The sequence below is a fragment of the Hymenobacter jeollabukensis genome (assembly GCF_005771675.1).
In the GTDB taxonomy this organism is placed as follows: Bacteria; Bacteroidota; Bacteroidia; order Cytophagales; family Hymenobacteraceae; genus Solirubrum; species Solirubrum jeollabukense.
Genome location: NZ_VAJM01000017.1, coordinates 21,671 through 47,986, shown reverse-complemented (window position 1 = coordinate 47,986; position 26,316 = coordinate 21,671). Strand labels below are relative to the sequence as shown.

Here is a 26,316-nt window from a genome sequence, read left to right as displayed (position 1 = left end):
CAGTTTCGGGCGGTGCTGCTTTTGGGCCAACGCGCTTTTGGTCTGTGGGTGTTGCGGCGGCGGTGCTACTGGAGGAAGGATTGGCTACGCCTTCTTGGGGTTGCTTCGTCCTTTGTCCTCGCAATGACGGCCAGCGTTATCGTTTCACTCCACGTATTGCACGTGCGGCAGCTTGGTGGCCTCGGGCACCCGCCCGACGACTTCGCCCTCAAGGAGTTGGGCCTGGCAGGTGAGGCGGGCAGTGGCGGCGAGGCGGCCGGTGGTGAGGTAGCGCAGCTCGTGGGCGGTGGGCGGGGCCAGGCAGTCGGCGCCGCTGAGCAGCTCGATGCGGCAGGTGGTGCAGCGCCCCCGACCCCCGCAGGCGTGCATCCAGTCGTGGCCGGCGTCGTGCAGGGCCCGAAGCAACGTCTGGCCGGGTTGTACGTTGATAGGGCCGCCGGGCAGGTTTTGCACGGTTAGTGTAGGCATTTTGGCTAACTTGCCCGCTTGAAGCAGGCTTTTTCTGAGGATGCAAGATACGTATAGCAACGACCAGCTGCAGGCTTACGGCAAGCGGCTTGCCGCTCGCCTTTGCGACCAGTACTTCGCCACCCAACCCGTGGGTACCAGTCTGGACGGCCCCGCCGTGCTGCGGCTCGCGCCGGTGCGCCAACTCAACCTCTACGTGGTGCAGCAGCTGCTCGCGCAGTGGACGGGGGAAATGGCCCGGCTGCGCAGCCCCTATTTCGACTACGAGGACCCGGCCGTGCGCCAGGCCCTGACGCAGCTCATGAACCTGCTCTCCCGGCGCATCCGGCTCACGCGCACCAGCTACGAGCCCCTGCTGGCCCAGGCCGCCGCCGATACCCTGCTGACGGCCCTGGACCCGCTGGCGGCCTTCGAAGCCAAGCTGCTGCCCGCCGACCAGCCCTCGGCCACGCCCACCCAGCTGCGCGACGCGCTGCGCTACGTGGACGTGAACAAGCCTCTGTACCAGGACTTCATCGACAGCCTGCCGGCCGACTTGCCGCAGGACCGGGAGTTTCTGCTGAGCCGCTTCCGCCTCTACCGCGACGCCCACTACAAGGAGCAGCAGCCGCTGGGCGCGTTGCTCGGGGAGCTAAGCGCGGTGGTGCCGGTGACGGAGGCCGAGCTACGCGCCAAAGCCGCTCCGGCCGCGCCTGAGCCTGCCCCGGCCGTGCCGGCTCCCGCTCCATTGGCTCCAGCCGCAGAAGTGCCCGCCGAACCCGCCGCCCCGGCTGCTGAAATTTTGGTGGCAGAAGCCCCCATTGCTCCGGCAGCAGCTGACGTGCCCGTCGCGCCAGCGCCCAGCCCCGCGGCGGCAGAAGCCCCGGCACCTGCGGTGGTTCAGCCCGCGCCCGCCGCAGCTGAAGCACCCGCCGCGCCGGCCCTCGAAGCCGCACCGGTTACGAGTGAGCCTGCCGCAGCCCCGCCCGCCGATGCGGCCGAACCCGTAGCGCCGCAGCCGGCTTCGGCCGAACGGCTCAAGCCGCTGGCCGAAACCGTGGCCCCCACCAATACCCTGGCCGATAAGCTGGCCGCCAACGTGCGCACCAGCACCCTGGCCGATAAGCTGGCCTCGAGCAGCGGCGGGACGGCCCCCACGTTGGCCGAAGCGCAGCCCAAGGTGGAATCGTTGCGCGGTGCTATTTCCATCAACCAGCGCTTCAGCTTTATCAACGAGCTGTTCAATGGCGAAAACATGGAGTATCACACCGCCATCGAGCACCTCGACGCGCTGCCCACCGCCGAGGCGGCCCGGCGCTACATCAACGAGGAGCTGGCCCAGCGCTACCAGTGGGTGCGCAAGGACGAGCACGTGAACAAGCTGCTGCGCCTGGTAGAACGGAAATTCACCTGAGCACTGCCTGCTGATCAATAACGCCACCGGCCCGGTTTAGACAAACCGGGCCGGTGGCGTTAAAGGCGCCTGGGTTGCTCGTCCGCAACGGCTCGAACCATTGCTTACGGCCCGTCCGACGGCCGCTGGTAGAGGCGGAAGTACACCTGCCCGACCCGTTCCTCGTGCAGCAGCGGCCACCGTTGCTGCAGCGAATCGAGCACGGCGTCGCCGAAGTTCATGGTGTTGGACTGCAGCACGTAGCGGTTGCGGCGCAAATCCACCGGAGCAAAGCGGCGCGGGTCGCCGTTGAGGTCGACCTGGTGGAGGGGGTAGAGGTTGGGAAAGTTGCTGCCGACGTCGGCCAGCGGAATGCGGCGGGCGTCGAGCCAATCGATGAAGCGGTGGCGCAGGCGGTAGTAGGGCCAGTGGGCCAGGGTGGCGTCCCAGCCGTTGGCCATGTGGTCGGGATACACCCAGAAATGGCCGCTGAGCAGGCCCAGCAGCGCTACGCCGGTAAGCATGCGGGCCAGGCCGCGGGCAGGCAGCTCGCTCAGCAGGTGGGCCACCAGCAGGGCGAAGAGCAGCAGTACCGGCAGGTAGTAGCGGTGCCCGATGGGGTTGGCGTACCACACCATCGCGCCCGACAATGCCAGCGCGGGCGCCAGCCACAGCACCAGCAGCCGCCAGGTAGTCGGGCCTGGGCGCCAGCCGCCGCGCCAGAGCGCCAGCAGCGCCGCCGCCCCGCTCAGCCACAGCAGCAGCCGGCCCTGGTCGAGCAGGCGCCAGCCGATGAGGGCCACGTTGCGCAAGATGCCTAGCGGCCCGAGCAGCGCGTAGTTGCCCGACCACTGCGAGCGGGCGTTGTAGCCCACCCAGCCCCGTAACTGGTAGTGCAGCCCCAGCCAGAGCCCGGCCAGCAGCAAAGCCGGCAGCAGCGGCCAGATGCGGCGCCCCAGCAGCCGGGCGGCGGCTGAAAAGCGGCCGTGCGGCGCCCGCAGTGGGTTTTCATCGAGCCAGCCGAGCAGGGCGGCGGTCAGGGCCAGGGCGGCCCACAGGATCATGCCGCGGGTGCTGAGGAGCACCAGCGGCAGCGAGCCGGCCAGGGTGAGGACGGGGCGGCGGGCGGTAAGGCCGTTCAGGGCCAGCAGGTAGCAGAACAGCAGCGCCACATCGGACGACACTAGGGTGCTTTGGGTGAGCCAGGTCGCGTCGAGCCAGAGCAGCAGCACGGCGGGCCCCACCCAGGCGCGGGGCACGAAGCGCCGGACCAGGCAGTAGACCTGCCAGAGCGTGCCGAGCACCAGCGGCAGCATGGCCCAGTGGCCGGCGGGCAGGGTTTGGCCGAATAGCCGCCAGACCCCGGCCAGCGCCGCCGCGAACAGGGTGGGGTGGCCGGCATCGAGGGCTTCGGGCACCAGCAGGTGGGTGAAGCGCGTGTCGTAATACCACTGCGCGTGGCGCGAGGCCTGCAGCACGGCATCCCAGAAAAAGCCGTGGTGGGCGGCCAGGGCGGTCAGCAACACGCTGCCGAGGGCCAGCACAAGCAGCAGCAGGCGGTGGGAAGCGGGCATCAGCGCAGGTCGGTGAGGTAGCGGGGGCCGAAGAAGGTAGGGAACGTGTCGCGCACCGCGGGGCGGAAGCCGCGCAGCAGCTCGGCGGCCCCGGCCCCGCGCAGCAGGCTGGCGCGGTCGAGCAGCTGGGGGCCGCCGAGGGCATCGGTGCTGAGGCGGCGGCCGGCCTGCTGCTGGGCGCGCAGCCACTGCCGCAGCTGGGCGGGCGTCCAGTGGCGTTTTTGCAGCAGCACATCGGGGGCGGGCAACACGTTGGGGGCCCCGTCGCGGCCGGTGAGGTAGTGCAGCTGGTTGAGGGCCAAGTTGTGGTTGTCGAGCAGAAACCAGGTATTCGGCTCTTGCCGCACGCGCCGCAGCAGCGGGGGCAGGTTGGTGAAATCGAGCTGGTGATTGGGCACGAGGCCGAAGGCCAGGTTCCAGGCCAGCAGGGCGGCGGCGGCGGCCAGCAGCGGCCGGGCCAGGGCGGGCGAAGCGGCCGTGAGCAGCACGGCCAGCAGTACCGGCAGCATCACCATAAACTCGGCATTGCCCGAGGCCCAGGCCGCAAACCCCAGGTGCAGCAGCAAAATCAGCCCGTGGGTGCGCCGCACGGCCTGCCGTAGCGCGGGCGGCAGGCCGGTACTACGTAGGGTTTCGGGAAGGCGCGCACGGCGCAGCCAGGACCCCACCACCCCCACCAGCCCGAGCACCGGCACCACGGCCAGCCAGGGCAGGCGCCGTAACAGGGCCAGCGTGGAGCCGTGCACCTGCGCGAAGGTGCGCACCACGTTGGCCACCGTCAGCAGCGCGGCTTTGGCCAGCGAGGCGGGCGCGCCGGCCGAGCCGCTCAGGAAATCGTGCAGGGCGAAGCGCACCAAGGACTCGGCGGTGCGGGGCAGGTGCCAGTAGTCCAGCGCCAGCCAATAGGCCAGCGGCACCAGCAAGGCCGGCGCGGCAAACCACGCCGCGGCCCCGCGCCGGGGGCTGAACAAGGCCGTCCCGAGCAGCAGGCCCAGCCACCAGCAGGCCTGTAGCTGGTGGAGCAGGCAGGCCCCGGCCGCCAGCAGGCCGGCCAGCAGCAGCGCGGGCAGCGCGCCGGTGCGCAGGTGGCGCAGCCAGGCCACGCTAGCCCACACCGAAAGCAACAGGGGCAGGATGTAGGTTTCGTTTTCGGTGGCGAAGCGCAGCAGCCCGAAGCTGCTGCCGGCCGCGGCCAGCAGGGCCAGGCGCAGGCCCTCGGAGCCGGTGAGCCGGTGCAGCAGCCGGCGCAAACCCAGCAGCACCCCGCCGTAGGCCAGGGCATTGAGCGCCAGCAGGGCGCTGATGACCTCGGGGTGCAGGGGCCGCAGCAGCAGCAGCCACAGCCAGCCCACCACGTTGTGCAGCAGGTGGTGGGGCAGCAGCAAATCGTGGCCGTAGCGCACGCAGGCGGCGTAGTACCAGGCGTCGGCGGTGCTGTTGCGGGTGGGCAGCAGCAGCGCGAGCAAGGTTAGCAGCAGAATCAGCGCCCATTCGCGGCGCGCGGCGGAAAACATCGGCCGCAAGATATGCGCGGGCAGCGGCAGAAGCCCTACCGGGGAATTCCCTTTTGAAAATGGCTTGGGAGGGTTCCTCCCGGCTCCCGCCCGATTAAGAACGGCTTCGAATGGGTCTTCTTAGCTTGTCAACGACTGAGAACGGCTCCGGCGGGCCCCTCCCAAGGCAAACTCAATTGGGAATGGCTCGGGAGGGACCCGCCGGAGCCGTTCTTAATTGCGTTTGCCTTGGGAGGAGTTCTACCCGGCCGATCCGCAATCGGGGACGAGCCGGGCGGGAGCAGGTACCGGCGCGTGGGGCCGATTCGGGCCCCGTCTACCGCACCAGGTCCTGCTTGCGGTAGGCATCGATGGCCAGCAGGATGAAGAGCAGGATGGTGAACGACCACAGGGACGAGCCGCCGTAGGAGAAGAACGGCAGCGGAATGCCCACCACCGGCGCCAGCCCGATGGTCATGCCGATGTTGACGCAGAAGTGGAAGAAGATGATGCTGGCCACGCAGTAGCCGTAGGTGCGCCCAAACACCGATTTCTGCCGCTCGGCCACGAAGATGACGCGGAAGATCAGGGCCATGAAGAGCCCGATGACCGTCATGGTGCCCAGCCAGCCCCACTCCTCCCCCACCGTACAGAAGATGAAGTCGGTGCTCTGCTCGGGCACGAAGTCGAAGCGCGTCTGGGTGCCTTCGAGGAAGCCCTTGCCGGCCAGGCCGCCTGAGCCAATGGCAATTTTGGACTGCGTCACGTTCCAGCCCACACCCAGCGGGTCGGCCGAGGGGTTCAGCAGCACCTCGATGCGCTTCTGCTGGTGGGGCTGCAGCACGTTGTTGTAAAAGAAATCCACCCCGAACACCATGCCCAGCACCACCGCGTACACGCCCGCCGCCAGCGGCAAATGGTGGCGCAGCACCCGGGGGTTCAGCACCAGCACCAGGGCCAGAATCACCGTGAAAGCGCCCACCAGCCACAGCTTGGGCACCAGCAGCGAGAGGATGAGCACCAGCCCCGCGGCGGCCAGCACCAGCAGAATCAGCGGCGACATGCCCTCGCGGAAGTAGGCCAGCAGGAAGGCCCCGAACACCAGCGCCTGCCCCGTTTCGTTGGAGGCAATGATGAGCAGCGGCGGCAGCAGCGTAATGCCCGCCAATACCAGCTGCTGCTTGAAAGCCTGCTGGCGCAGGTTGATGCCCGCCATGAAGCGCGAGGCCGCCAGCGCGGTGGTGAACTTGGCAAACTCGGCCGGCTGCAGGCGCATCGGCCCCAGCTCCAGCCAGGAGCGGGAGCCCGCAATGGGCCGGGCAATGACCAGCGTGACCAGCAACAGCACAATCATGCCCCCGTAGAGCACGTAGGCGAAGGTGTCGTAGGCCTTGTGGTCGATGACGAGCAGCACCATGATGAGCAGCACGCTCACCCCGATCCAGACCAGCTGCTTAAACCAGTTGAAGGCCATCAGCCCGCTCCAGTCGGCCGAAAACACGCGCTCAAACGGCACGTCGGCCGAATACGAGGCGGCGTACACGTTGAGCAGCCCCACCCCCACCATCGTCAGGTAGATGAGCAGGGTGACCCAGTCGATGCTGCGGCTGTAACGAACTTGGTTCAAGGGGTAGGGAGTGAATTGGCGACCAAAAAGAACGTCATGTCGAGCTTGTCGAGACATCTCGCATGCTGACGTCGGGTAAGTAATTTCATCCTGCCCACGTATGTAAATCAATTGGCGTCCAGCCTGGGTTCAGCGCGGTAATCAGGGCCTCTTTCTTGGCCCTACTCCACTTTTTGAGTTGCTTTTCGCGGGCAATGGCCTGCGTGGCATCCGGGCTGCTCTCAAAGTAGATTAGCAGATTGCACTGATAACGCCCCGTAAACTTTCCGGCGTCTCCCAGCCCCTGACTATGCTCATGTAAGCGCCGCTCCAGGTCGTTCGTCACGCCGATATACAGCACCGTTCGGGCCTGATTGGGGAGGATGTAGACGAAGAAGCCCATTACAGAAAATTACTAGCTGGCATCGGCACGCGAGATGTCTCGACAAGCTCGACATGACGTTCTTTTACTTTCCTTGTTTCACCGGCGGTTGCGCTTGCTCACGAACCTATCGGCCGAGCCGGGCAGCCATTCTTCCCAGCGGTGGCGCCAGGGCGCCACTTTGCCGCGCAGGTACTTTTCCATCATCAGGCCCGCCAGCGGGGCGGCCGAAGAGCCGCCGAAGCCGGCATTTTCAATGAACACGGAAATGGCAATTTTCGGGTCGTTGGCCGGGGCGAAGCCCCCGAAGGTGGCATGGTCGATGCCGTGGTAGTTCTGCACGGTGCCCGTCTTGCCCGCCACCGAAATGCCCACGTCGAGCAGGGAGGCATGTTCGCCGGTGCCGCCGCGGCCGTCGACCACCGCCACCATGCCCGGCACGATGGCGTTGAAGTGGCTGCTGTCGACCGAGGTGTAGTGCCGCTGCCGGTAGCGCGAGAGGGGCCCGCGGTTGCCGATGCTGCGCACGAAGTGCGGGGCGTAGTAGTAGCCGCGGTTGGCGAAAATGCACATCAGGTTGGCCATCTGCAGCGGCGTCACCTGGATTTCGCCCTGCCCGATGCTCAGCGAGTAGATGGTCTTGTAGGTCCAGCGGTGGTGGCCGTAGCGCTTGTCGTAGAAGGCGGGCGAGGGAATCAGCCCCATCCGCTCCCCGGGCAAATCTACTTCCAGGTGCTGGGCCAGCCCGAAGGAGGTGACGTGCTTGCGCCAGTCGGCCAGGCCCAGGGCTACGTCCTCATACTTGCTGGGTGAGCGGCCCTGGCGCACGGTGGCAAACATCACCTGGTAGAAGTAGGGGTTGCAGCTGTTCTTGGTGGCAATGGTGAGGTTGGCCGGGTACTCGTGGCGGTGGGTGCAGCGCACCAGCTTCCAGTTGCACGGAAAGCCGGTATAGGGCGTCACCACGTGCTCCTGCAGGGCAATGGCCTCGTTCACGAGCTTAAACACCGAGCCCGGCGAGTAGGCCGCCGCCAGCGGGCGGTCGAACAAGGGGCGGGCCGTGTCGCGCAGCAGCTCCATGTAGCGGTTGCCCGAGCCCTTGCCGGTGAGCATGGCCGGATCAAACGACGGGGCCGAGACGAAGGCCAGGATTTCGCCCGTCTTCGGGTCGATGGCCACCACCGAGCCTTTTTTGCCTTGCATCAGGTACTCGCCGTACTTCTGCAGCTCCGGGTCGATACTCAGGTGCAGATCCTGCCCCGCTACCGAGAGCGTATCAAACTCCCCGTCGCGAAACGCGCCCTTTTCGATGCCGCGCACGTTGACCATGCGGTACTGCACCCCGCGCCGCCCCATCAGCTCCTTCTCGTAGTAAGACTCGATGCCGCTGATGCCGAGGAAGTCGCCGGGCACGTACTTGGCGTACTTGGGCTTCTCCAGCATCGTGGGCGACACCGGCCCCACGTACCCGAGGGCGTGGGCCATGTTCTGCGTCAGGTACGAGCGGGCCATGCGCGGCTTCACGCTGAAACCCGGAAAGTCGATGAGGTTGTCCTGAATGGCCGCCAGCTCCGGCGTGCTCAGGTTCTGCACCAAGGGCGAAGCCTTGACGCGGGAGTAGATTTTGGCGGCCCGCAGCCCGTCGCGCAGCTCCTGCACCGGCATCTGCAACAGCTGGCAGAAACGGGCCGTGTCGAGCTTTTTCACTTCGCGCGGCACCACCATCAGGTCGTACACCGGCGTGTTCTGCACCAGGATTTTGCCGTTGCGGTCATAAATGACGCCGCGGTAGGGCATCTGCACGATGCGCTGAAGCGTGTTCCGGTCGGCGGCCAGCTTGTAGCTGCCGTCGAGCACCTGAATGTGGAAGAGCCGCACCGCAAACACCACCGCCACCGCCAGGAAAATGCCCAGCACAACAAATTTGCGGCCTTCTAAGTACTGCAAAGCGCGTTACGAACTGAAGGTGAGTTGACTGCCCCGGGTGCAATCAGCCCGCAAAGGTACCACCACCGTGGCGTTATCCCTACGTTCCCAACCGATTCACCCGTCCGTCGCCCCCGTAACAACGCGAGAAGGCATTTTGCTCCCGCCCGGGGTCAAACAGGTTTGGCAGAAGAAAAAGCCCGTCATGTCGAGCGAAGTCGAGACATCTCGCGTGCTGATGGCAGGTAGTAATGACCTCGTTCAACGAGAAGAATACTATCCAGCGAGATTCTTCGCTGCGCTCTGAATGACGTTCTAACTTACCTACTCCTCTACCGCCGGCGCCGGGCCGGGAACAGCAGCAGCTGCACGATGAGCATGGTCACGCCCGTAAACAGCGTGCTGGCCAGAATCTTCAGGAAGGTCAGGCCGATGGCGGAGAACGAGCCCAGCTCCAGGAAGAAGAACACGAAGTGGTGAATGGTCACCAGCAGGCCCAGGTACACCCCGAACCACTGCCAGCCCATCTGGTGAATGTTCACCGCGTCCTGCGCGTCGTAGCCGTCGCGGGGGGTGAGGATGCGCAGCACCCAGGGCCGCAGGTAGCCCAGCAGCACCGCCGCCGCCGCGTGCAGGCCGCCGGTGTCGTAGAACAGATCCATGGAGAAGCCCATCAGGAAGCTCACCCCCAGCATCACCACGATGGGCGTGGCAATGGGCAGGAACAGCAGGAAGCCCAGATAGAAAAAGCACCAGCCCACGTCGAAGAGCTGCAGGCGGCTGATGAGCAGCACGTGCACGGCGGCGTAGAGCAGAAAGCGCCCGGCCTGGAGCAGCAGTTGCAGCGCGTTACCCATTAAGGCCGGCCTCCTTCCTGCTCGGTGGCGCGCAGCCCCGAGCGGGTTTCCAGCGTGTCGCGCTCGGCGGCGCGGGGCGGGGTACCCACCACGTACACGAAGGTCAGGTTCGAGAAATTGGCGGCCAGCTTCACGCGCACCGTCCAGAAGTTCTTGTCCGGCTCCTTGGTGAAGTTGTCCACCGTGCCGATGAGCACGCCCTCCGGAAACACCTGGTTGTAGCCCGAGGTGACGATGGTGTCGCCCGGCACCAGCTTGTTCTGGCGCGGAATGTAGTCGAGCAGGGCGTGGGTGGGGTCTTCTCCCAGCCACTTGATGGTGCCGAAGGTACCGTCGCGCCGGATTTTGGCCGAGAGGTTGGTCTTGGAGTGCAGCACTGAGGTGACAGTGGCGTAATGCTCGCTCACCTGCCGCACCCGGCCCACCACCCCGGCCGCCGACAACACGCCCATGCCCGGCAGCACGCCCTGCTGGGCGCCCACGTTCAGGGTCAGGTAGTTGTCCACGCGGCGCAGGGTCTGGTTGATGACGCGGGCCGGAATCAGCGGGCTGCCCACCAGGCGCGTGGGCATGGGGCGCAGGGCCAGTTGCAGCGTATCGGCCCGCAGGCGCAGGCCGGTGGTGTCGCCGGGAGTAGCGAGGCTGTCGGGCATGCGGGCGGCCAGGTCGGCGCGGTAGAGGCGCTGGCGCAGCTGGGCGTTTTCGGTGGCCAGCGCCCGGTTTTTGTCGGCCAGGCTGAAGTAGTCGTAAATCTGCGTGCGCACTTCCAGCACCCGGCCGATATAAGCGTTGGAGGAATTGAAGAACGCCGCCCGCTGGTAGGCGCTGTTGCGGATAAACAGCACCATGCTCACGACTTCCAGCAGCACGAATACCAGGACGCCCCGGTAGCGGTACAGAAAATCGAGCAGATTACGCATGGATTACATTAGTTAAATGGCTGAATGGTTAAATGGCTGGTCGTTCAAGAACAATCAGCCATTTAACCATTCAGCCATTCAGCCATTAGCTCAGCAGCACGCTGCGGAAACCGGTAATGTTCTTGATAGCGGCGCCGGTGCCGCGCACCACGGCGCGCAGCGGGTCTTCGGGCACGTGCACGGGCAGCTTGGTTTTGGCCGCCAGGCGCCGGTCGAGGCCGCGCAGCAGGGCGCCGCCGCCCGTCAGGTGAATGCCGTTGTCGTAGATGTCGGCCGACAGCTCGGGCGGGGCAATTTCCAGGGCCTTGAGCACGGCTTCCTCGATTTTGGCCACCGATTTATCCAGGGCAATGGCAATTTCAGCCGAAGTCACCTTGATAACCTTCGGAATGCCGGTCATCAGGTCGCGGCCGCGCACTTCGTAGTCGGGCGGGGTGTTTTCCAGCTCGGTCAGGGCCGCGCCCACTTCGATTTTGATGCGCTCCGCGCTCCGCTCACCAATGAGCAGGTTGTGCTGCCGACGCATGTAGTCGAGGATGTCCTGGTTGAACACGTCCCCAGCCGTCTTGATGGACTGGTCGCAGACGATGCCCGACAGCGCGATAACCGCAATTTCGGTGGTGCCCCCGCCGATGTCGATGATCATCGAGCCCACGGGCTGCTCCACGTCGATGCCGATGCCGATGGCGGCGGCCATGGGCTCCTGAATCATCCACACTTCCTTGGCCCCGGAGTGCTCGGCGGAGTCGCGCACGGCGCGCTTCTCTACCTCCGTGATGCCCGAGGGAATGCAGATAACCATGCGGTGCGAGGGCTGAAACAGCCGCGTGCCGGTGTTGACCATCCGGATCAGGCCCTTGAGCATTTCCTCGGCGGCGTGGAAGTCGGCAATGACGCCGTCCTTCAGCGGGCGGATGGTTTTGATGTTATCGTGGGTCTTCTCGTGCATTTGCTGCGCTTGCCGGCCCACGGCAATGACCTTGTTGGTCGTACGGTCTTTGGCAATAATGCTGGGCTCATCGACCACGATTTTATCGTTGTGGATGATCAGCGTATTGGCCGTACCCAAGTCGATGGCAATGTCGCTGGTGAAATTGAAGAACCCCATGGAGTAGCGGCAAGTGAAAGAAACAGCGCCGGTTCTGGCGTTGCAAAAAGGTGCGCAAAGGTAAGCAACCTTCTTCGAAGGCCAACCCTTTCGTTTTGTACTGCGGAAAGAAGGGTGCCCTAAACGAAGCGGACCCGGCCGCTGGTATACGGCCGGGTCCGGATTTGGCTAAGTTACTGAAAATTTAGTGCTTAAAGTGGCGCACCCCGGTCAGCACCATGGCCATGCCGAGGCGGTTGCAGGCATCAATGCTGTCCTGGTCCTTAATGGAACCGCCGGGCTGCACCACCGCGCGGATGCCCGCCGCGCCGGCAATTTCCACGCAGTCGGGGAAGGGGAAGAAGGCGTCGGAGGCCATAACGGCGCCGTGCAGGTCGAAGCCGAAGGATTTGGCCTTTTCAATGGCCTGCTTGAGCGCATCCACCCGCGAGGTCTGGCCCACGCCGGAGGCCAGCAGCTGCCCGGCCTTGGCCAGCACGATGGTGTTGCTCTTGGTGTGCTTGCACACTTTCAGGGCGAATTCCAGCGCGTCCACTTCCTCGGCCGAGGGCGCGGTTTCCGTCACCGTGCGGAACTCGTTGCGGCCTTCCACCACGCGGTCGAAGTCCTGCTCCACGAAGCCGTTGAGCAGGGTCTTCACCTGCTTGGTGGGCAGCGCCACCGGCTTTTGCAGCAGCAGAATGCGGTTTTTCTTGCTCTGCAGCACCGGCAGCGCGTCGGCCGCGAAGCGGGGCGCGATGAGCACCTCGAAGAACAGCTTGTTTAGCTCCTCGGCCGTAGCCAGGTCTACTTCTTTATTAACAATGATGACGCCGCCGAAGGCCGAAATCGGGTCACAGGCCAGGGCGTTGAGGTAGGCCTGGTGCAGGGTGTCGGCCTGGGCCACGCCGCAGGCGTTGGTGTGCTTGAGAATGGCCACGGCGGCGGGGCCCTGCTGGAATTCCTGCATCAGCAGCACGGCCGCGTCCACGTCCACCAGGTTGTTGTAGCTGAGCTGCTTGCCGTGCAGCTGCTCGAACAGGGCCGACAGGTCGCCGTAGAAGGTGCCCCGCTGGTGGGGGTTTTCGCCGTAGCGCAGCGGCGTGGCGGGCCCTTCGCTGATTTTCAGCGCGGCGCCGGCTACCTCCGTGCCCTGGGCGAGGTAGTTGAAGATGTGCGTGTCGTAGTGCGAGGTTTGCTGGAAAGCGGCGGCGGCGTAGTGGCGGCGCTGCTCCAGGGTGGTGGCCCCGTTCTGGGCTTCGAGCAGCTCGGTCACGGCTGCGTACTGGTCGCGGCTGCTCACCACCAGCACGTCGCGGTAGTTTTTGGCGGCGGCGCGCAGCAGCGAGATGCCGCCGATGTCGATTTTCTCGATGACGTCGGCTTCGGCGGCGCCGCTGGCCACGGTTTCCTCAAAGGGGTAGAGGTCGACGATGACCAGGTCGATGGGCGGAATCTGGTGCTGCTCGGCCTGCTGAAGGTCGCCGGCTTCGTGGCGGCGGTGCAGAATGCCGCCGAACACCTTCGGGTGCAGGGTTTTCACGCGCCCGCCGAACACCTCGGGAAAGCCGGTCAGTGTTTCCACGGCCGTCACATCGGCGCCCAGCTCCTGAATGAACTTCAGGGTGCCGCCGGTGGAAAACATCTGCACGCCGTGCTGCTGCAGCAGGCGCACCAGCGGCTCCAGCCGGTCTTTGTAGTACACGGAAACCAGGGCGCCGCGGATGGGCAGACGCTCAGCGGTGGCCGTTTCCAGGGTGGCGGGCGACGGGGACGAACTCATAGCAAACGAAAGGTTTGGGGGTGAAACGCGCCGCGAAGGTAGCCCCTGCCGCCGGGAGCGGCGGCCCGAGCTATGTTACCGAATTGTTACGCAACGGCTTGTCGGGCCCGAAGCCCGACCGATATAGCCCTTTCCGCCGCGCCGCCGTACTGCCCGGTAGCGTCTCCTACCGCCCCGACCAATCAACCCGATGAATCCGACCACTACGCACGCCTCCGCTTCTGCTATCGATAAAACGTCCAGCTCTCTACTACCCGCCGCGGCTGTAGCCGCCGCCGCGCACCTCACGCCCCGGCTGTTTGCCCACGCCCCGCAGTCCGACCACGAAGGCGGCTTTCCACGGGAGGAGTTTCATTGGCTGCACGAGGCGGGCCTGCTGACGGCGGGGCTGCCGGCTGCACTCGGCGGCGCGGGTCTCAACCAACCGGGCCACCTGGCCGAGCAGTTGCGGGTGCTGCAGCACATCGGGGCCGGCAACCTGGCGGTGGGGCGGGTGTACGAGGGGCACCTGAACGCCCTGCAGCTCATCGAGCGGTTTGGCACCGGGGAGCAGCTGCGGCGCTACGCGGCCGATGCCCAGGCCGGCCACCTGTTCGGCGTGTGGAACACCGAGGCCCAGGACGGCGTGCACCTGGAGCCGCTGCCGGACGGCCGTTTCCGCCTGCGCGGCAGCAAAACCTTCGGCTCGGGCGCGGGGCAGCTCACCCGTCCGCTTCTCACCGGCGCCCGGCCCGATGGCGGCTGGCAGCTGTTCGTGCTGCCCACCGACGCGCAGCCGCCCCGGCTCGACCCCACGTTCTGGCAGCCGCTGGGCATGCGCGCCACCGCCAGCTTCCGCGTCGAGGTGACGGGGCTGGAAATCGGGCCCGCCGACCTCATCGGCCCGCCCGGCGACTATTACCGCCAGCCCTGGTTTAGCGGCGGGGCAGTGCGCTTCGCGGCCGTGCAGCTCGGCGGGGCCGCCGCCGTGCTCGACGCCACCCGCGGCTTTTTGCGCGGCCTGGGCCGCACCGACGACCCTTATCAGCGCCAGCGCCTGGGCGAAATGACCTTGCTGGTGGAAAGCGGGCAGCTCTGGCTCACGGGCGCCGCGGCGCGTTACCCTGCGCCCGAGCAGGAGGAAGCTCAGGCCGAAGGCATCGTGGCCTACGCCAACATGGTGCGCACGGCCATCGAGGATATCTGCCTGCGCGTGCTGCAGCTGGCCGAGCGCAGCGTGGGCGCCCGGGGCCTGCTGCGCCCGCACCCGCTGGAGCGCCTGCACCGCGACCTGACGCACTACCTGCGCCAGCCCGCCCCCGATGCCGCCCTGGCCGACGTGGGCCGCTTCGCCCTCACCCACGACGCGCCCGCCGCCCAGCTCTGGCAGCCGGAATAACCCCTGCGTCCTCCGCGTAACCCTCTGCGCCCTCCGCGGGCTAAAAACCGCATGCCCCGCCCTGCCAAACGAACTATGCCCGAACGCCCATCCGCCCTGCTCGACCTCCCCCTGCGCCCCGCCAGCTACGCCGCCACCCTCGGCCCCACCGCCATCCTGGTCCCCCACCCCGACGACGAGTCGCTGGGCTGCGGCGGGCTGCTGGCGCTGCTGCGGCAGGCGGGCCAGCCGGTCAGCGTGGCACTGGTTACGGATGGCAGCATGTCGCACCCAAACTCGGTGCGCTTCCCGCCGGCCGCCCGGCAGCAGCTGCGGGAACAGGAGCTGCAGAAGGCGCTACGGGAGCTGGACGTAGCTGATGATAGGCTGCTGACCCTGAACCTGCCCGACGGCGCCGCTCCCCAGCACCCCGGGCAGCCCGGCTTCGATGGGGCTGTGGCAACCTTGCGCCTCTGGCTGCAGGAACAGCAGCCGCAGACGCTGCTGCTGCCTTGGCGCCGCGACCCGCACCCTGACCACCGCGCCACCTACGCCCTGGCTCAGGCCGCGCTGGCGACGCTAGCCCGGCCGCCGCGGCTGCTGGAGTACGTGGTGTGGGCCTGGCAGCGCGCTGCGGCCGCCGATTTGCCCCAGCCGGACGAAGTGCAGGGCTGGCGGCTCGACATCAGCCCGGTGCTGGCCCAGAAGCAGCGGGCCATCGAAGCGCACCGCTCCCAGCTCACGATCCTTATTGACGACGACCCGAGCGGCTTCCAGCTCAGCCCCGATATGCTGGCGCATTTCGCTCAGCCCTTCGAAACGTATTTCGAAACGACGTCGGCCTGAACTACGCGCTCTTGACCGCGGTCATCGGGCAGTTAGGCTGCTACGGATTTTCTTCCGGTTGTCGAACAGGGAGCGGGCGCACCTACTACGAGTTTGGCCGCCCGCGTAAAAACCCGCAGCATTCCTCTTAACTCAGGTTTCAACGCCGTTATGAACCCCAACCAGCCCCATACGCTATGTGCCGACTATTTCGACCACGTGTACCGCGCCAACGACGACCCCTGGCACTTCGAAACCAGCCCCTACGAGCACGCCAAGTACGCCGACACGCTGGCCGCCCTGCCGGAGCCGCACTACGCCCGCGCCTTCGAAATCGGCTGCTCCCTGGGCGTGCTGACGGCGCAGCTGGCTCCGCGCTGCGGCCACCTGCTCAGCGTCGACGTGGCGGAGGCGGCCCTGGCCAAAGCCCGGCAGCGCTGCGCCAGCCTGCCGCAGGTGGAGCTGCGCCGCATGGCCGTGCCGGAGGAGTTTCCGGCCGGGCAGTTCGACTTGGTTATGCTGTCGGAAGTGGGCTACTACTGGGATATGCCCACGCTGCAGCGCGCCGCCGACCTGATCGTCGCAGCCCTGCCGGCGGGCGGGCAGCTGCTGCTGGTGCACTGGACGCCCGCAGTACACGATTACCCGCTGACCGGCGACGAAGTGCACGAACATTTTCTGAGCCCAGCCACCGAAACCGGCCCGCTGCGCCACCTGCACGGCCACCGGGCGGAAACGTACCGGCTCGATCTGCTGGCCCGCCGCTGAGGCTTCGGCCGCCCGCAGCAGCTGCCGCAAGGACGCCCGGGCTGCCGTCAGCGGCAGTGGGGACCACTGCGCCTGCCACCGCCGGATGGCGGCCGGCCGCAGCGCGTCCCAGGTCGTTCCAAAGCTGGCCGTGCGCAGCAACTGCCGCAGGCGGCCGGGCGTGGTGGCCAACTCGGCGGCCAGGGCCCGCAGATCGGCGGGGGCAATGGGCAGGCCGGCTTGGCCTTGCTGCCACGCCCGGCGCAGCTGCCGCCGCAGCTGCCATTCGGCGGCCAGGCGCTGGGGGTGCTCAGCCCATGGCTCGCGCCCTGCGGCGGCATCGTCGGCCCACACGCGCAGCTGCCACGACAGGCCCACCGCCACCCGCCCCTGCTGCCGCGCCGAGGTGTGCACGCGCACCAGCGGGCTGTGGCGCAGGCGCAACTCGTGGCGCAGCAGCAGCTGGCAGAGGGCTTCGTCTTCGAGGTAGGGCACCACGGGCAGGCCGCCCACCTGGCGGTAGGCCGCCACCGTCAGGGCCAGGCTGCCGCCGAAGTGCTGGTGGTGGCGCGGCCAGGGGTCGGCGGCGCTGGGGTCGAGCAGGTGCTCCAACCGGGCCAGGCCCAGCCGGTAAGCGGCGTCGTGCAGGTGCAGGCGGCGGGCGGGGCAGCCGGCCGTGGTCGGGGCATCGGGCAGGATGCGGCCGCCCACCGCGTCGGCGCCGGCGGCAAACTCGCGCTGCAGGGCGGTTAGCCAGTCGGGCGCCACGCGGGTATCGGCGTCGGTGGAGGCAATGATGCCGCGGGGGCGGCCGGCCAGCTCCAGGCGGCGGGCGGCTTCGTCCATCAGCAGGCGGCGGGCCCGGCCCACGTGCGCTTCGGCCCGGGGCAGGCTGATTTCGAGCACGTGTAGGCGCAGGTGCGGGTGCCGCTGGCCGGCAGCCCGCGCCACGGCGGCAGTGGCATCGGTGCAGTTGTTGGCCAGCACGATGACTTCGTAGCTGGCGCCGCTCAGCGGTTGCCCCTCGGCATCGAGCTGGGCGGCCAGCGCGGCCAGCGTCGTGGGCAGGGCGTCGGCCTCGTCCTTGGCCGGAATAATCACGCAGATTTCCAGCTCCGACGTGGGCGCGGCCGTCACCTGAGCAGGGCCGACTACCAGTCCGGCCTGCCCGGGGCCACCATGAAAACGATAGGGTAACGGTAATGCCATACCGCCGGTACGCACCGGCGCTGCGTTGGGGTACGTTTGCCGCCGCCGAAGGCCGGAAATCAGTATTTGCCGCCGAATCTGGTCGAGGGGTTGGCATTAAGCGGCGTCAATACAGCCGTCATCCTGAGGCGTAGCTGAAGGACCTTCCTCGAACCTCGCACTGACTGGAAAACGCAGCCACCGACGCCCAATTGTCTGGGCTCGATGGCTGCGCTTTGGCATCAATTTCAGTTGATAAAAGCGTCAGCACTTCGTAGTCGGCGGCAGTGCAAGGTACGAGCAAGGTCCTTCGCGTTGCTCAGGATGACGGCCTTGCTAAACACAGTCACTTTGCCGCCCGCTCTCCGCGCTAAAACGCTTCGTTGAAGGCAAAATACAGCCCACTCGACTGGCCCGAGCCCACGGCGTAATCGATGCGGATGCCGAGGCGGTCAGTGCGGTTGACGGCGATGCGCAGGCCCGCGCCCGCGGCCACGTTGAAGTCGTTGGGGCGGAACTGGCCGAGCCGGTCGTGCACCTGACCGGCGGCCCCGAATACCACCCCACCGAGGCGCCAGAACAGCTGCTGGCGCAACTCCAACTGCGCGGCCACCATCTGCCGGTCGCGGAAACGGCCTTCGTAGATGCCGCGCAGCATTTTCTCGCCGCCCAGGTTGGCCAACTCGCGGAAGGGCACTTGGCCGCCGGTATTAAACTGCGCCAGCAGCTGCCCCGCCAGGACGGTACGGTTGTCCGTCTTGCGCAGGGAGCGGAAATGGCGGGCGTCGAGCAGCAGGCGGGTGAAGCGGTAGTCGCTGCCGAGGTAGGGGCCCATCACTAGGGCGCTGGTTTCGAGGTAGCTGCCGCGATAGGTGCTGAGCACGTTGTCGCGGCTGTCGTAGAGGAAGGTGGGGCCGAGGCCGGACGTAATGGTGGTTTGCCGCTCGCGCGGGTCGCGCAGCAGCAGCAGGTTGGGCCGGGTCCGGTCGTCGGTGGAGTCGTCGTCGAGGCGGATGTGGTGCAGGTCGGTGAGGCGGAAGCCCAGGCCGGCGAAGGTGTGCGGCCCGATCTTCTTCAGCACCCGCTGGGTGACGATGACGACCTTGTAGGAAATGTCGCTTTTCTCGGCTTTGCGAGTGTCGTTGCCGGTGCCGTAGTAGTAGTAGGGAAAATTGAAGTAGAAGGCCTCGCCACCCAGGATGAATTTCTCTCGCGGAGTGAAGATATTGTAAGTCAGCGACATGCTCGACTGCTTGCGCTGGGTGTAGTAGCCCAGCAGGCGGGCGTTGGAGCTGCGCGTGAGCGTGTCCGGCCCGAAGCGCCACACCGGCAGCACGGCCGCGCCGTAGGCAATGCCGGTTTCGGGCTGCGAAAACACGATGGGCAGGGCCGCTACTTTCACCCGCCGCGGTTTGCGCGGGGGCTTGGGCGCGGGTACGTCGGCGGGCGTTTCGGCGGCGGTGGCGGGCGGGGTGGTCTGGGCGTAGGCGCAGGGCGCGGCCGTCAGTAGCAGCCCCGCCGTGGCGAGAATAAAAAACCGGCTAGGCATCGGTAAACAAAAGCAGCCGCCCAACACGGACGGCTGCTAAATGTACCAGCTTCTTGCTCGGATTATCCAATCAGAAGCCGCCAATTGCGCGGGTAATCTGACTTTTCAGACGGGATTAGATTAACGTTTCAGGCACAAAGCAAGCTGTTCCGGCCGTACCCGCCCGATTTTACGCTAGAACGCCTCGTTCACGCCGAAGTACAGCCCGGAGCTGCCGCCCGAGCCCACGCCGTAGTCGAGGCGAATGTTGATCCGGTCGCGGCGGTTGAACTGAAAACGCACCCCAGCCCCTCCGGCCACGTTGAATTTGGAGCCGAAGTCATTCACGTGCTGCGCTACCTGCCCCGCCCCCACGAACCCGGCTACGTTGATGCGCCAGAACAGGTGGTGGCGCAGCTCGGTCTGCAGCGCAATGAGCTGCCGGTCGCGGAAACGGCCTTCGTAAATGCCGCGCAGCAAGCTCACGCCCCCCAGGTTGCCCAGCTCGCGGAAGGGCACGGTGCCGTTGTGAAACTGCCCGAAAAGCTGCGAGGCCCAGATGGTGCGGTTCGAGCCCACCGGCTGAAAGTGGCGGGCATCGAGGGTGTAGCGGGTGAAGGTATAGTCGCTGCCGAGGCCCTTCACGTTGAACAGCGCCTGCAGATCGAGGTAGTGCCCATGGAAGGTGCTCAGGATGTTGTCGCGGCCGTCGTGCACCAAGGCCGGGCCCAGGCCCGACACGGTGGTGTGCTGGCGCTGCCGCTCGTCGAGCAGAAGCAGCTGGTTGACGCCGTCGTCCTTGTTGTCAAGCGGCTTGTCGGCCTTGATGCTGCGGGCGTCGGTGAGGCGGTAGGTCAGGCCCGCAAACCAGTGACGCCGGAAACTCTTCAAGCCGCGCTGCTGCAGGATCAGCAGCTTGTAGCTGATTTCGCTTTCGTTGTTCTTGTCGGTGTCGTTGCCGATGCCGTAGAAGAAAATCGGGTAGTCGTAGTACAGAATGTCGCCGCTGACGAGGTAGCGCTCCTGCCGGGTGAAGATGGTGTGGGAGAGCTGCAGGTTGAGCTGCTTTTTCTGCGAGTACCAGCCCCCAAAGCGCCCGTTGGACTTGCGCACGGTGGTGTCGCGGCCGTGGCGCCAGGTGGGCAGGAAAGTGACGCCGGCCGCCGCCCCGGTTTCGGGCTCGTAGAAGAGCACCGGCGCGGGAATAAAGCTGGGCTTATCGGCCGGGTCCTTGGGCGGGCGCGGGTCGAGGGTGGCTCGGTCGGTGGGGTTGATGCTGGGGGGCGGCGTGGTGAGGGTGTCCTGGGCCTGGGCCCAAATCGGGGCCATCAGCAAGCCGCAGCCGAGCAGGGAAACGTAGCGAGTGGTCATAAACGGGCAGGTGTGGCCTCTGCCAACAACGGCCGGCGCCAGCCTTCAAGCCAGCCGCCGGGGTGTGGGCAACGCTCCGCTAACGGCCCGGCTGCCTCCGCGGTTGCCGTAACAGTGCAACGCGGCGTCTTGCCTAGTTCCTATCTAGCGCCCCAGCACCAGCATCGAGAGCACGCCGCCGAGCATGACCAGCTTGCACAGCAGGCTCAAGCGGGCAAAGTCGCGGCGGCGGTCGGCGCGCAGCAGCTGCCGGCCCAGCATGGCGCCGGGGCCGAGCACCGTACCCAGCAGCCACAGCGCCATTCGCCATTCGCCCTGCCCGAAGGCCGCCAGCACGGCGCCGCCTACCAGGGCCATCATCAGCAGCAGAAACAGCCCCGCCACCCACTTGCTGCGCGCCACGCCGGCCACGATGGGCAGCGTGCGGCAGCCGTGCTGGGCGTCGCCGCGCATGTCTTCGATGTCTTTGATGATTTCGCGTACCACCGTCAGCAGAAAGGCCGCCAGCGCGTAAGCCCACACCGCGCTGTTGCCGGTGCGGCGCAGCAGCTCGGGCAGCAGCACCGAGGCCGCCGTGAGGGCAGCGATGCTGAGGTTGCCGAGCAAGGCCAGCCGCTTGAAGCGGGCCGAGTAGCCCCACAGCAGCAGGGCCGCGCCCGCCGTCACCAGCCCCACCACCCGGCTCATGGCCCCGGCCACCACCACGCCCTCGAACGACAGCACCAGGTGCGCCATCATGGCCGAGCGGCGCCCCACGGCCTGCCCTACCACCAGCGTGCCGGGCCGGTTGATGGCGTCGATTTTCACGTCGTAGTAGTCGTTGATGATGTAGCCGGCGGCGGCCACGCACACCGTGGCCAGCACCACCAGCCCGAAGCGCACGTCGAGCAGGGCCGCCAGGGGCTGCTCGGGTGCCAGCAGGCAGGCCTGGGTCAGGGCCATGGTCAGCACGATAATGAGCAGGTTGGGCAGGCGCACCAGCCGGGCCAGCTGCGCCCAGCGGGTGAGCAGGCCAGCCGGCGCCGGCACAACGGGATGATTCACGGGCATAAGCGTAAAAAAACGGAGAAAAGCGGCCGCAGAACGCAAAGCTACGCCCGCCGGCCGCCGCTCAGCCAAATGGCAGAAAAAAGCCCCCGCCGCGACGCAGCAGGGGCTTTTCTCATGCGAGAAGTGTCGGGGAGCGTAGAAGTGTTATCAGACTTTCTTCACGTTAACGGCGTTGATGCCCTTGCGACCTTCGCGCGTGTCGAACTCGACGCGGTCGTGCTGCTGCACCTGTACCCCGTTGAGGCCGGTGATGTGCACGAAGAAGTCTTCTTTAGTTGCCTCGTCCGTAATGAAGCCGTAGCCCTTCGACTCATTAAAGAATTTGACGGTTCCTGTTTTCATTGGTAAGCGAAAAGGAGAAAGGTGAACAAAATGTCCGGTAAATGTATCGGAATATCGCACACTTGCAACTCTGCCCTTACCAGCCCGTTGTGAATAAATCGTGAAGCTTCGTTGGATGCTACCAACGGCCCTGCGCCTTCATCACGGCCTCAATCAATTCGCGCACGGCGCCGCGCCCGCCGGGCAGCTGGGCCACGTACTGGCTGATGGCGCGCACGTCGGCGGCGGCATCGGCGGGGCAGGCGGCTAGGTGGCAGCGCTGCATCACGTCGAGGTCGGGCATGTCGTCGCCCATGTAGGCCACTCGGGCCGCGTCGAGGCCGCAGGCGCCGAACACCTGCACCTTGTCGTCGACGCCGAGGTAGATTTCCGTCACGTCCAAGGACTCCAGGCGGCGGCGCACGCCTTCCTCCTGGCGGCCCGAAATGATAACCACCCGGTAGCCGCGGCGCAGCGCGTGCCGGATGGCGTAGCCGTCGCGGATGTGGAAGGTGCGGGCCTGCTCGCCGGTGCTCAAGGCCAGCAGCGTGCCGTCGGTCAGCACGCCGTCGACGTCGAACACGAAGGCCTCGATGGCGGAAAAATCGGGGTTAGAAATTGTGGACATAGCTGACGGAAGCGTCGGAAATGGGCCGTCATTGCGAGCGAAGCCGAGGAACCTCGCGTGTTTGGCCAGATAGTATTTTCCTGATTTAGGTTACTATCCAGCATCAGCACGCGAGATTCCTCGGCTCCGCTCGGAATGACGCTCGGGAGTATCAGACCTTAAACAACCTATTGGTTGTCGCGCCACTCGTACACCCACTTGGCCTGGATCTGCTCCAGGTGGCCTTCGTTGGCCTGTTCGCGGGTGCCCTCGAAGTTGGGCAGGCTCAGCACCCAGTCCAGCAGGTCGGTGAAGCGGATGCGGTAGATTTTGGCCTCGGTGAAGTCGTCGCCGAACTTTTCGTAGAGGGCCATGGCAATGTCCTCGTGGTCTTGCCAGTGCATCGGCGGCTCGAAGTGAGTCATAGTGCGGTTGTCAGTTGCTAGTTATCAGTTGTCAGGCTAGGCATCAGCACGAACTGTCAACTGACAACCCGCAACTGACAACTTCGGAATTAGTGGCCCAGGAAGTCCTGTTTGGGAATTTCGATGACGAGGTTTTCGCTGGCGGATTGCACCACGCACTGGCAGGCCAGGCGGGAGCTGAGGCGCGGGTTGACGGCGCGGTCGATGAAGTCTTCTTCCTTGTCGCTGATTTCCGGCAGCTCGTCGCCGCCCTGCAGCACGTACACGTGGCAGGTGCTGCAGCCGCACACCCCGCCGCAGTTGTGCTGCAGCTGGATGCCGTTGTTCAGCGCTACATCCAGCACCGACTCGCCTTCCGCGGCCACGTGGGTTTGCTCGGGCTGCCCGTCCGAAAACTTGAAGGTGATATTGACGGCTTTCACGCGTAAGGTGCTTGCGAGGTGAAAATAAGGCCGCAAAGGTACGCAGGCCGCTGCATAAAGTCGGAACCCCGGCCTGATGTTTGGCCCGGCTCAGTCTTCCTTGGCCCCGGGCGCGGGCGCAGTGGCCTGAATGCTGGCCGTAAGCTGCGCGTACAGCGCCTGCCAGCGCGGGTGCGCCGCCAGCGCCGCCGTGTGCGTGGCAATGGTAGCCGCGTCATGGCGGATGGCCGGGCCGGTCTGCACCCGAAAGGGCGGGTTGTGCAGGGCTTTATCGACGGTTTCGCGCACCAGCGGATTCAGCAGGTCGGCGGGCAGGTGGGCTTCGGCGAGCAGGGCGTCGGCCAGGCCGAGCAGGTGGTTGGTGAAGTTGCTGGCAAACACGGCTGCCACGTGCAGCTGCTGGCGCTGGGCGGTGGCCACCAGCAGCACCCGCTGGCTGAGCGAGGCCGCCACCTGCCGCAGCACGGCCAGCCCGGCCGCATCGGCCGCCTCCAGGCACAGCGGCAGCTGCGGCCACTCGATGGCGCGGCCGGGGCTGAAGGTCTGCAGCGGATAAAACACGCCGCCGCGTACCGCGGGCTGGGTCGCAAACACGGCCAGGGGCAGGGCGCCGGAAGTGTGGGCCACCAGCGCGCCGGCGGGCCATTGGGCCGCGGCTAGCACCTGGGCCGCCGCATCGTCGGGTACGGCCAGCAGGTAGAGGTCGGCGGCGGGGGCGAGGCGCAGATCGGGGGCGGGGCCGTGCAGCGCCACGGCGCCCAGGGGCCCGGCCACGGCTTGGGCCGTGGCGGCTTGGCGGCTCCAGACGGCCACTACCCGGTGGCCGGCGCGGGCCAGAGCGGGGGCCAGCTGCGCGGCTACGCGGCCCGCGCCCAGCAGGGCTATTTTGATGGAAACAGGCAAGAGCGAAGGCTGAAATGCTGAAAGGACGCCGAAATTTCGCATTTTGTAGCGCCATTGCTGCTTTAGGGCTGCCTGGCGGAGCATCTGACTCACTTTTTCCTCTTTCTTATTCACTCACCCCTACTCACCCCCATGCTGTCCTCCAACCGCATCACCCGCCGGGGCGCCTGGCGCGGTCTGGCCCTGTTGGGCCTTTTGGCGCTAACCGGCACCGCCGCCTCGGCCCAAACGCTTAGCTACACCGTGCCGCTGGTACAGAACGTACCGGGCACCTACACCGACCTGGCCGCCACCGGCACCGCCATCAGCACCACCAGCACCGACGACGCCAACTCGGCGGCCCAAAATATCGGGTTCACGTTCAGCTACAACGGCCAGTCGTTCCAGCAATTCATCCTGAATACGAACGGCGCCCTGAAACTGGGCACTACGGCACCGAGCAGCGCGGCCCTCTACAGCACCGAAAACCAGCCTTCCCTGGACGGGCCCGCCAACAGCATCAATGCGGCCGACGTGAACCTGCTGATGCCGTTCAACTTCGACCTGGAAGCCGGCAATGGTACGGGCGGCGCTGAATACCGCGTAGCCACTACCGGTACCGCGCCCAACCGCGTCTGCACCATTCAGTGGAAAAACGTCAGCGACAAAGCCGGCGCCACGCCCAAGCACTATGCCAACTTCTCGTTCCAGGTGAAGCTGTACGAAACCACCAGCGTCATCGAGTTCGTGTACGGCACGGCCACGGCCACCACCGCTCCGGCGTCGGCGGCTCCGCACTGGGCCACGGCGGGCCTGAAGGGCAGCGGCCCGCTCGCGGGGCAACTGCTGCTGGTCAGCCACGCTTCCGTGAACCCGTGGAGCACGATGACTTACAAGAACGAGCCCTACGTGCCCACCACCTCTACGGCCAACGGGGACAACGCTCTGAACTTCCGCAGCACCGTTTTGCCCGATGCCGGCCGCACCCTGCGCTTCGTGCCGCAGTACGCCAACGACATCGAGGTGCAACTGGTGTACTCGATGACCAAGATTCCGCTCAGCGGCGGCGGCGGCCAAGTGGTATCGGCCATCTTCCGCAACGTGGGCACGGCCACGCAAACGCTGATTCCGGTCACGCTGAACGTGTCAGGCGCCAATACTTACTCCAACCTCAAGTCCATTGGCACGCTGGCTGCCGGTGCTTCGGCCACGGTTACGTTTGACCCGTACACGCCGACGGCCCTCGGCACCAACACCGTTACGGTGAGCCTGCTCTCGGATGACAACGGGTCGAACAACACCAAAACGGTGACGCAACAGGTAACGGACAACCTGCTCAGCTACGCCAACAGCAACACGGCTACGAGCCTGGTGGGCATTCAGCCGGCCAACGCCACCGGCGCCTTCCTGACCAAGTACAACACCACGGCTACCCGCACCCTGACCGGGGCCAACATCTTCCTGGGCAGCAGCACCACGCCGGCGAATACGTCGGTGGGCCGCACGGTTTTCGCCGTGGCTCTCAACAGCACGGGCACCGTCATTGCGCGCTCAGCCGATTACGTGATTCAGGCAACGGACGTCGACGCCTACAAGCCGTTCACGTTCACGACGCCGGTCAGCGTAACTGCGGGCAGCTTCTACGTGGGCATCGGGGTGGTGAACCCCACCGGCAGCGCCATCTTCTACCCGGCCTCGTTCCAGCCCGAAAACCCGACCCGCACGGGTACCTTCTACATCGTTGCGCCGTTGAACGCCACGGGGGCTAATGCGCCCTCCGACCTGTCCGCTCAGAACTACGGCATCCTGCTGATGGATGCGGTGCTGAACACCACTACGGGCGTATCGAAGGCCCTGGAATCGGCCATCAGCGTGTACCCGAACCCCTCGAACGGCGAGTTTACGCTGGCAGTGCGCGGGGCTAATGCCATCAGCGGCCTGCAAGTGGAAGTGACCAACCTGCTCGGCCAGCGCGTGTACACCAGCTCGGTGCGCGACAACTTCGAGAACAAGCTCAACCTCTCGCACCTGGCCAACGGCCTCTACACCCTTAAAGTGAACGACGGCGGCCAGTACACGATGCGCACCATCAGCATCAGCAAGTAAGGATACTCTGGCTTGTCGA

The 26,316-nt window shown here is 66.1% G+C and carries 23 protein-coding genes and 1 pseudogene; 5 read left to right on the top strand and 19 right to left on the bottom strand.

Annotated elements, in window-relative coordinates:
• Nucleotides 1–144: 144 nt before the first annotated feature.
• Nucleotides 145–468, bottom strand: coding sequence for a 2Fe-2S iron-sulfur cluster-binding protein (locus tag FDY95_RS23775; protein ID WP_138081830.1), 324 nt, complete (start codon nt 466–468; stop codon nt 145–147).
• Between the two features lie 40 nt (nt 469–508).
• On the opposite strand from FDY95_RS23775, the gene FDY95_RS23770 reads away from it, so the two are divergent.
• A complete protein-coding gene (locus FDY95_RS23770) occupies nt 509–1,861 on the top strand; it encodes a hypothetical protein (protein ID WP_138081828.1) in 1,353 nt (450 codons plus the stop codon).
• Between the two features lie 104 nt (nt 1,862–1,965).
• On the opposite strand, the gene FDY95_RS23765 is transcribed toward FDY95_RS23770, so the two are convergent.
• The 9 genes from FDY95_RS23765 to purH form a co-directional block, all read right to left on the bottom strand.
• Nucleotides 1,966–3,414 carry a hypothetical protein gene (locus tag FDY95_RS23765; protein ID WP_138081826.1) on the bottom strand — a complete coding sequence of 483 codons (1,449 nt, stop codon included), beginning with the start codon at nt 3,412–3,414 and terminating at the stop codon, nt 1,966–1,968.
• On the bottom strand, nt 3,414–4,928 hold the full coding sequence (locus FDY95_RS23760) for a hypothetical protein (RefSeq protein WP_138081824.1): 1,515 nt from the start codon (nt 4,926–4,928) through the stop codon (nt 3,414–3,416). The genes FDY95_RS23765 and FDY95_RS23760 overlap by 1 nt, the downstream gene beginning before the upstream one ends.
• A gap of 316 nt (nt 4,929–5,244) precedes the next feature.
• On the bottom strand, nt 5,245–6,534 hold the full coding sequence (gene rodA / locus FDY95_RS23755) for a rod shape-determining protein RodA (protein ID WP_262710244.1): 1,290 nt from the start codon (nt 6,532–6,534) through the stop codon (nt 5,245–5,247).
• 85 nt (nt 6,535–6,619) lie between these two features.
• Complete coding sequence (locus FDY95_RS23750) at nt 6,620–6,916, bottom strand: GIY-YIG nuclease family protein (protein ID WP_138081820.1); 297 nt, start codon at nt 6,914–6,916, stop codon at nt 6,620–6,622.
• Between the two features lie 78 nt (nt 6,917–6,994).
• Nucleotides 6,995–8,842: a penicillin-binding protein 2 gene (mrdA, locus tag FDY95_RS23745; RefSeq protein WP_138081818.1), complete on the bottom strand. Its 1,848-nt coding sequence runs from the start codon at nt 8,840–8,842 to the stop codon at nt 6,995–6,997.
• 311 nt (nt 8,843–9,153) lie between these two features.
• Nucleotides 9,154–9,678 carry a hypothetical protein gene (locus FDY95_RS23740; protein ID WP_138081816.1) on the bottom strand — a complete coding sequence of 175 codons (525 nt, stop codon included), beginning with the start codon at nt 9,676–9,678 and terminating at the stop codon, nt 9,154–9,156.
• Entirely contained in the window at nt 9,678–10,598 is a 921-nt protein-coding gene (gene mreC, locus FDY95_RS23735; RefSeq protein WP_138081814.1) for a rod shape-determining protein MreC, read from the bottom strand. Before mreC ends, FDY95_RS23740 begins: the two co-directional genes overlap by 1 nt.
• Before the next feature lie 85 nt (nt 10,599–10,683).
• Nucleotides 10,684–11,706 (bottom strand): rod shape-determining protein, encoded by a 1,023-nt coding sequence (locus FDY95_RS23730; protein WP_111480734.1) that lies wholly within the window; start codon nt 11,704–11,706, stop codon nt 10,684–10,686.
• A gap of 184 nt (nt 11,707–11,890) precedes the next feature.
• Nucleotides 11,891–13,468, bottom strand: a complete 1,578-nt coding sequence (gene purH / locus FDY95_RS23725; protein ID WP_138081812.1) for a bifunctional phosphoribosylaminoimidazolecarboxamide formyltransferase/IMP cyclohydrolase — start codon at nt 13,466–13,468, stop codon at nt 11,891–11,893.
• A 190-nt stretch (nt 13,469–13,658) separates the two neighbouring features.
• On the opposite strand from purH, the gene FDY95_RS23720 reads away from it, so the two are divergent.
• The 3 genes from FDY95_RS23720 (at nt 13,659) to FDY95_RS26490 (ending at nt 16,418) form a co-directional block, all read left to right on the top strand.
• Entirely contained in the window at nt 13,659–14,846 is a 1,188-nt protein-coding gene (locus FDY95_RS23720) for an acyl-CoA dehydrogenase family protein (RefSeq protein ID WP_138081810.1), read from the top strand.
• Between the two features lie 75 nt (nt 14,847–14,921).
• On the top strand, nt 14,922–15,671 hold the full coding sequence (locus FDY95_RS23715; RefSeq protein WP_138081808.1) for a PIG-L deacetylase family protein: 750 nt from the start codon (nt 14,922–14,924) through the stop codon (nt 15,669–15,671).
• A gap of 150 nt (nt 15,672–15,821) precedes the next feature.
• Complete coding sequence (locus tag FDY95_RS26490; protein ID WP_171025831.1) at nt 15,822–16,418, top strand: class I SAM-dependent DNA methyltransferase; 597 nt, start codon at nt 15,822–15,824, stop codon at nt 16,416–16,418.
• Nucleotides 16,419–17,096: 678 nt separating this feature from the next.
• On the opposite strand, the pseudogene FDY95_RS26875 reads toward FDY95_RS26490, so the two are convergent.
• From FDY95_RS26875 to FDY95_RS23670, 9 genes and pseudogenes are all read right to left on the bottom strand, one after another.
• Nucleotides 17,097–17,606 (bottom strand): annotated as a pseudogene (locus FDY95_RS26875) (glycosyltransferase); the annotation flags it as partial.
• A 349-nt stretch (nt 17,607–17,955) separates the two neighbouring features.
• Nucleotides 17,956–19,134 carry a BamA/TamA family outer membrane protein gene (locus FDY95_RS23705; protein WP_138081804.1) on the bottom strand — a complete coding sequence of 393 codons (1,179 nt, stop codon included), beginning with the start codon at nt 19,132–19,134 and terminating at the stop codon, nt 17,956–17,958.
• 174 nt (nt 19,135–19,308) lie between these two features.
• Nucleotides 19,309–20,484, bottom strand: a complete 1,176-nt coding sequence (locus FDY95_RS23700; RefSeq protein ID WP_138081802.1) for a BamA/TamA family outer membrane protein — start codon at nt 20,482–20,484, stop codon at nt 19,309–19,311.
• Between the two features lie 144 nt (nt 20,485–20,628).
• Complete coding sequence (locus FDY95_RS23695) at nt 20,629–21,528, bottom strand: geranylgeranylglycerol-phosphate geranylgeranyltransferase (protein WP_171025829.1); 900 nt, start codon at nt 21,526–21,528, stop codon at nt 20,629–20,631.
• Nucleotides 21,529–21,681: 153 nt separating this feature from the next.
• Nucleotides 21,682–21,876 (bottom strand): cold-shock protein, encoded by a 195-nt coding sequence (locus FDY95_RS23690; protein ID WP_138081798.1) that lies wholly within the window; start codon nt 21,874–21,876, stop codon nt 21,682–21,684.
• 118 nt (nt 21,877–21,994) lie between these two features.
• Nucleotides 21,995–22,483, bottom strand: coding sequence for a KdsC family phosphatase (locus FDY95_RS23685; protein WP_138081796.1), 489 nt, complete (start codon nt 22,481–22,483; stop codon nt 21,995–21,997).
• Nucleotides 22,484–22,650: 167 nt separating this feature from the next.
• Entirely contained in the window at nt 22,651–22,887 is a 237-nt protein-coding gene (gene iscX / locus FDY95_RS23680) for a Fe-S cluster assembly protein IscX (protein ID WP_138081794.1), read from the bottom strand.
• 89 nt (nt 22,888–22,976) lie between these two features.
• A complete protein-coding gene (locus tag FDY95_RS23675; RefSeq protein ID WP_138081792.1) occupies nt 22,977–23,309 on the bottom strand; it encodes a 2Fe-2S iron-sulfur cluster-binding protein in 333 nt (110 codons plus the stop codon).
• Nucleotides 23,310–23,399: 90 nt separating this feature from the next.
• The gene (locus tag FDY95_RS23670; protein ID WP_171025828.1) at nt 23,400–24,212 is read right to left on the bottom strand and encodes a Rossmann-like and DUF2520 domain-containing protein; all 813 of its coding nucleotides are present in this window, start codon (nt 24,210–24,212) and stop codon (nt 23,400–23,402) included.
• Between the two features lie 132 nt (nt 24,213–24,344).
• Between FDY95_RS23670 and FDY95_RS23665 the strand changes: the two genes are divergently transcribed.
• Nucleotides 24,345–26,297 (top strand): T9SS type A sorting domain-containing protein, encoded by a 1,953-nt coding sequence (locus FDY95_RS23665; protein WP_138081788.1) that lies wholly within the window; start codon nt 24,345–24,347, stop codon nt 26,295–26,297.
• Nucleotides 26,298–26,316 lie beyond the last annotated feature (19 nt).

Excerpts from the sequence above, each read along its gene's own strand:
- FDY95_RS23775 (WP_138081830.1), bottom strand. The coding sequence starts at position 468 with ATGCCTACACTAACCGTGCAAAACCTGCCCGGCGGCCCTATCAACGTA.
- FDY95_RS23770 (WP_138081828.1), top strand. The coding sequence starts at position 509 with ATGCAAGATACGTATAGCAACGACCAGCTGCAGGCTTACGGCAAGCGG.
- FDY95_RS23765 (WP_138081826.1), bottom strand. The coding sequence starts at position 3,414 with ATGCCCGCTTCCCACCGCCTGCTGCTGCTTGTGCTGGCCCTCGGCAGC.
- FDY95_RS23760 (WP_138081824.1), bottom strand. The coding sequence starts at position 4,928 with ATGTTTTCCGCCGCGCGCCGCGAATGGGCGCTGATTCTGCTGCTAACC.
- FDY95_RS23750 (WP_138081820.1), bottom strand. The coding sequence starts at position 6,916 with ATGGGCTTCTTCGTCTACATCCTCCCCAATCAGGCCCGAACGGTGCTG.
- FDY95_RS23740 (WP_138081816.1), bottom strand. The coding sequence starts at position 9,678 with ATGGGTAACGCGCTGCAACTGCTGCTCCAGGCCGGGCGCTTTCTGCTC.
- mreC (WP_138081814.1), bottom strand. The coding sequence starts at position 10,598 with ATGCGTAATCTGCTCGATTTTCTGTACCGCTACCGGGGCGTCCTGGTA.
- FDY95_RS23730 (WP_111480734.1), bottom strand. The coding sequence starts at position 11,706 with ATGGGGTTCTTCAATTTCACCAGCGACATTGCCATCGACTTGGGTACG.
- purH (WP_138081812.1), bottom strand. The coding sequence starts at position 13,468 with ATGAGTTCGTCCCCGTCGCCCGCCACCCTGGAAACGGCCACCGCTGAG.
- FDY95_RS23720 (WP_138081810.1), top strand. The coding sequence starts at position 13,659 with ATGAATCCGACCACTACGCACGCCTCCGCTTCTGCTATCGATAAAACG.
- FDY95_RS23715 (WP_138081808.1), top strand. The coding sequence starts at position 14,922 with ATGCCCGAACGCCCATCCGCCCTGCTCGACCTCCCCCTGCGCCCCGCC.
- FDY95_RS26490 (WP_171025831.1), top strand. The coding sequence starts at position 15,822 with ATGAACCCCAACCAGCCCCATACGCTATGTGCCGACTATTTCGACCAC.
- FDY95_RS23705 (WP_138081804.1), bottom strand. The coding sequence starts at position 19,134 with ATGCCTAGCCGGTTTTTTATTCTCGCCACGGCGGGGCTGCTACTGACG.
- FDY95_RS23700 (WP_138081802.1), bottom strand. The coding sequence starts at position 20,484 with ATGACCACTCGCTACGTTTCCCTGCTCGGCTGCGGCTTGCTGATGGCC.
- FDY95_RS23690 (WP_138081798.1), bottom strand. The coding sequence starts at position 21,876 with ATGAAAACAGGAACCGTCAAATTCTTTAATGAGTCGAAGGGCTACGGC.
- FDY95_RS23685 (WP_138081796.1), bottom strand. The coding sequence starts at position 22,483 with ATGTCCACAATTTCTAACCCCGATTTTTCCGCCATCGAGGCCTTCGTG.
- iscX (WP_138081794.1), bottom strand. The coding sequence starts at position 22,887 with ATGACTCACTTCGAGCCGCCGATGCACTGGCAAGACCACGAGGACATT.
- FDY95_RS23665 (WP_138081788.1), top strand. The coding sequence starts at position 24,345 with ATGCTGTCCTCCAACCGCATCACCCGCCGGGGCGCCTGGCGCGGTCTG.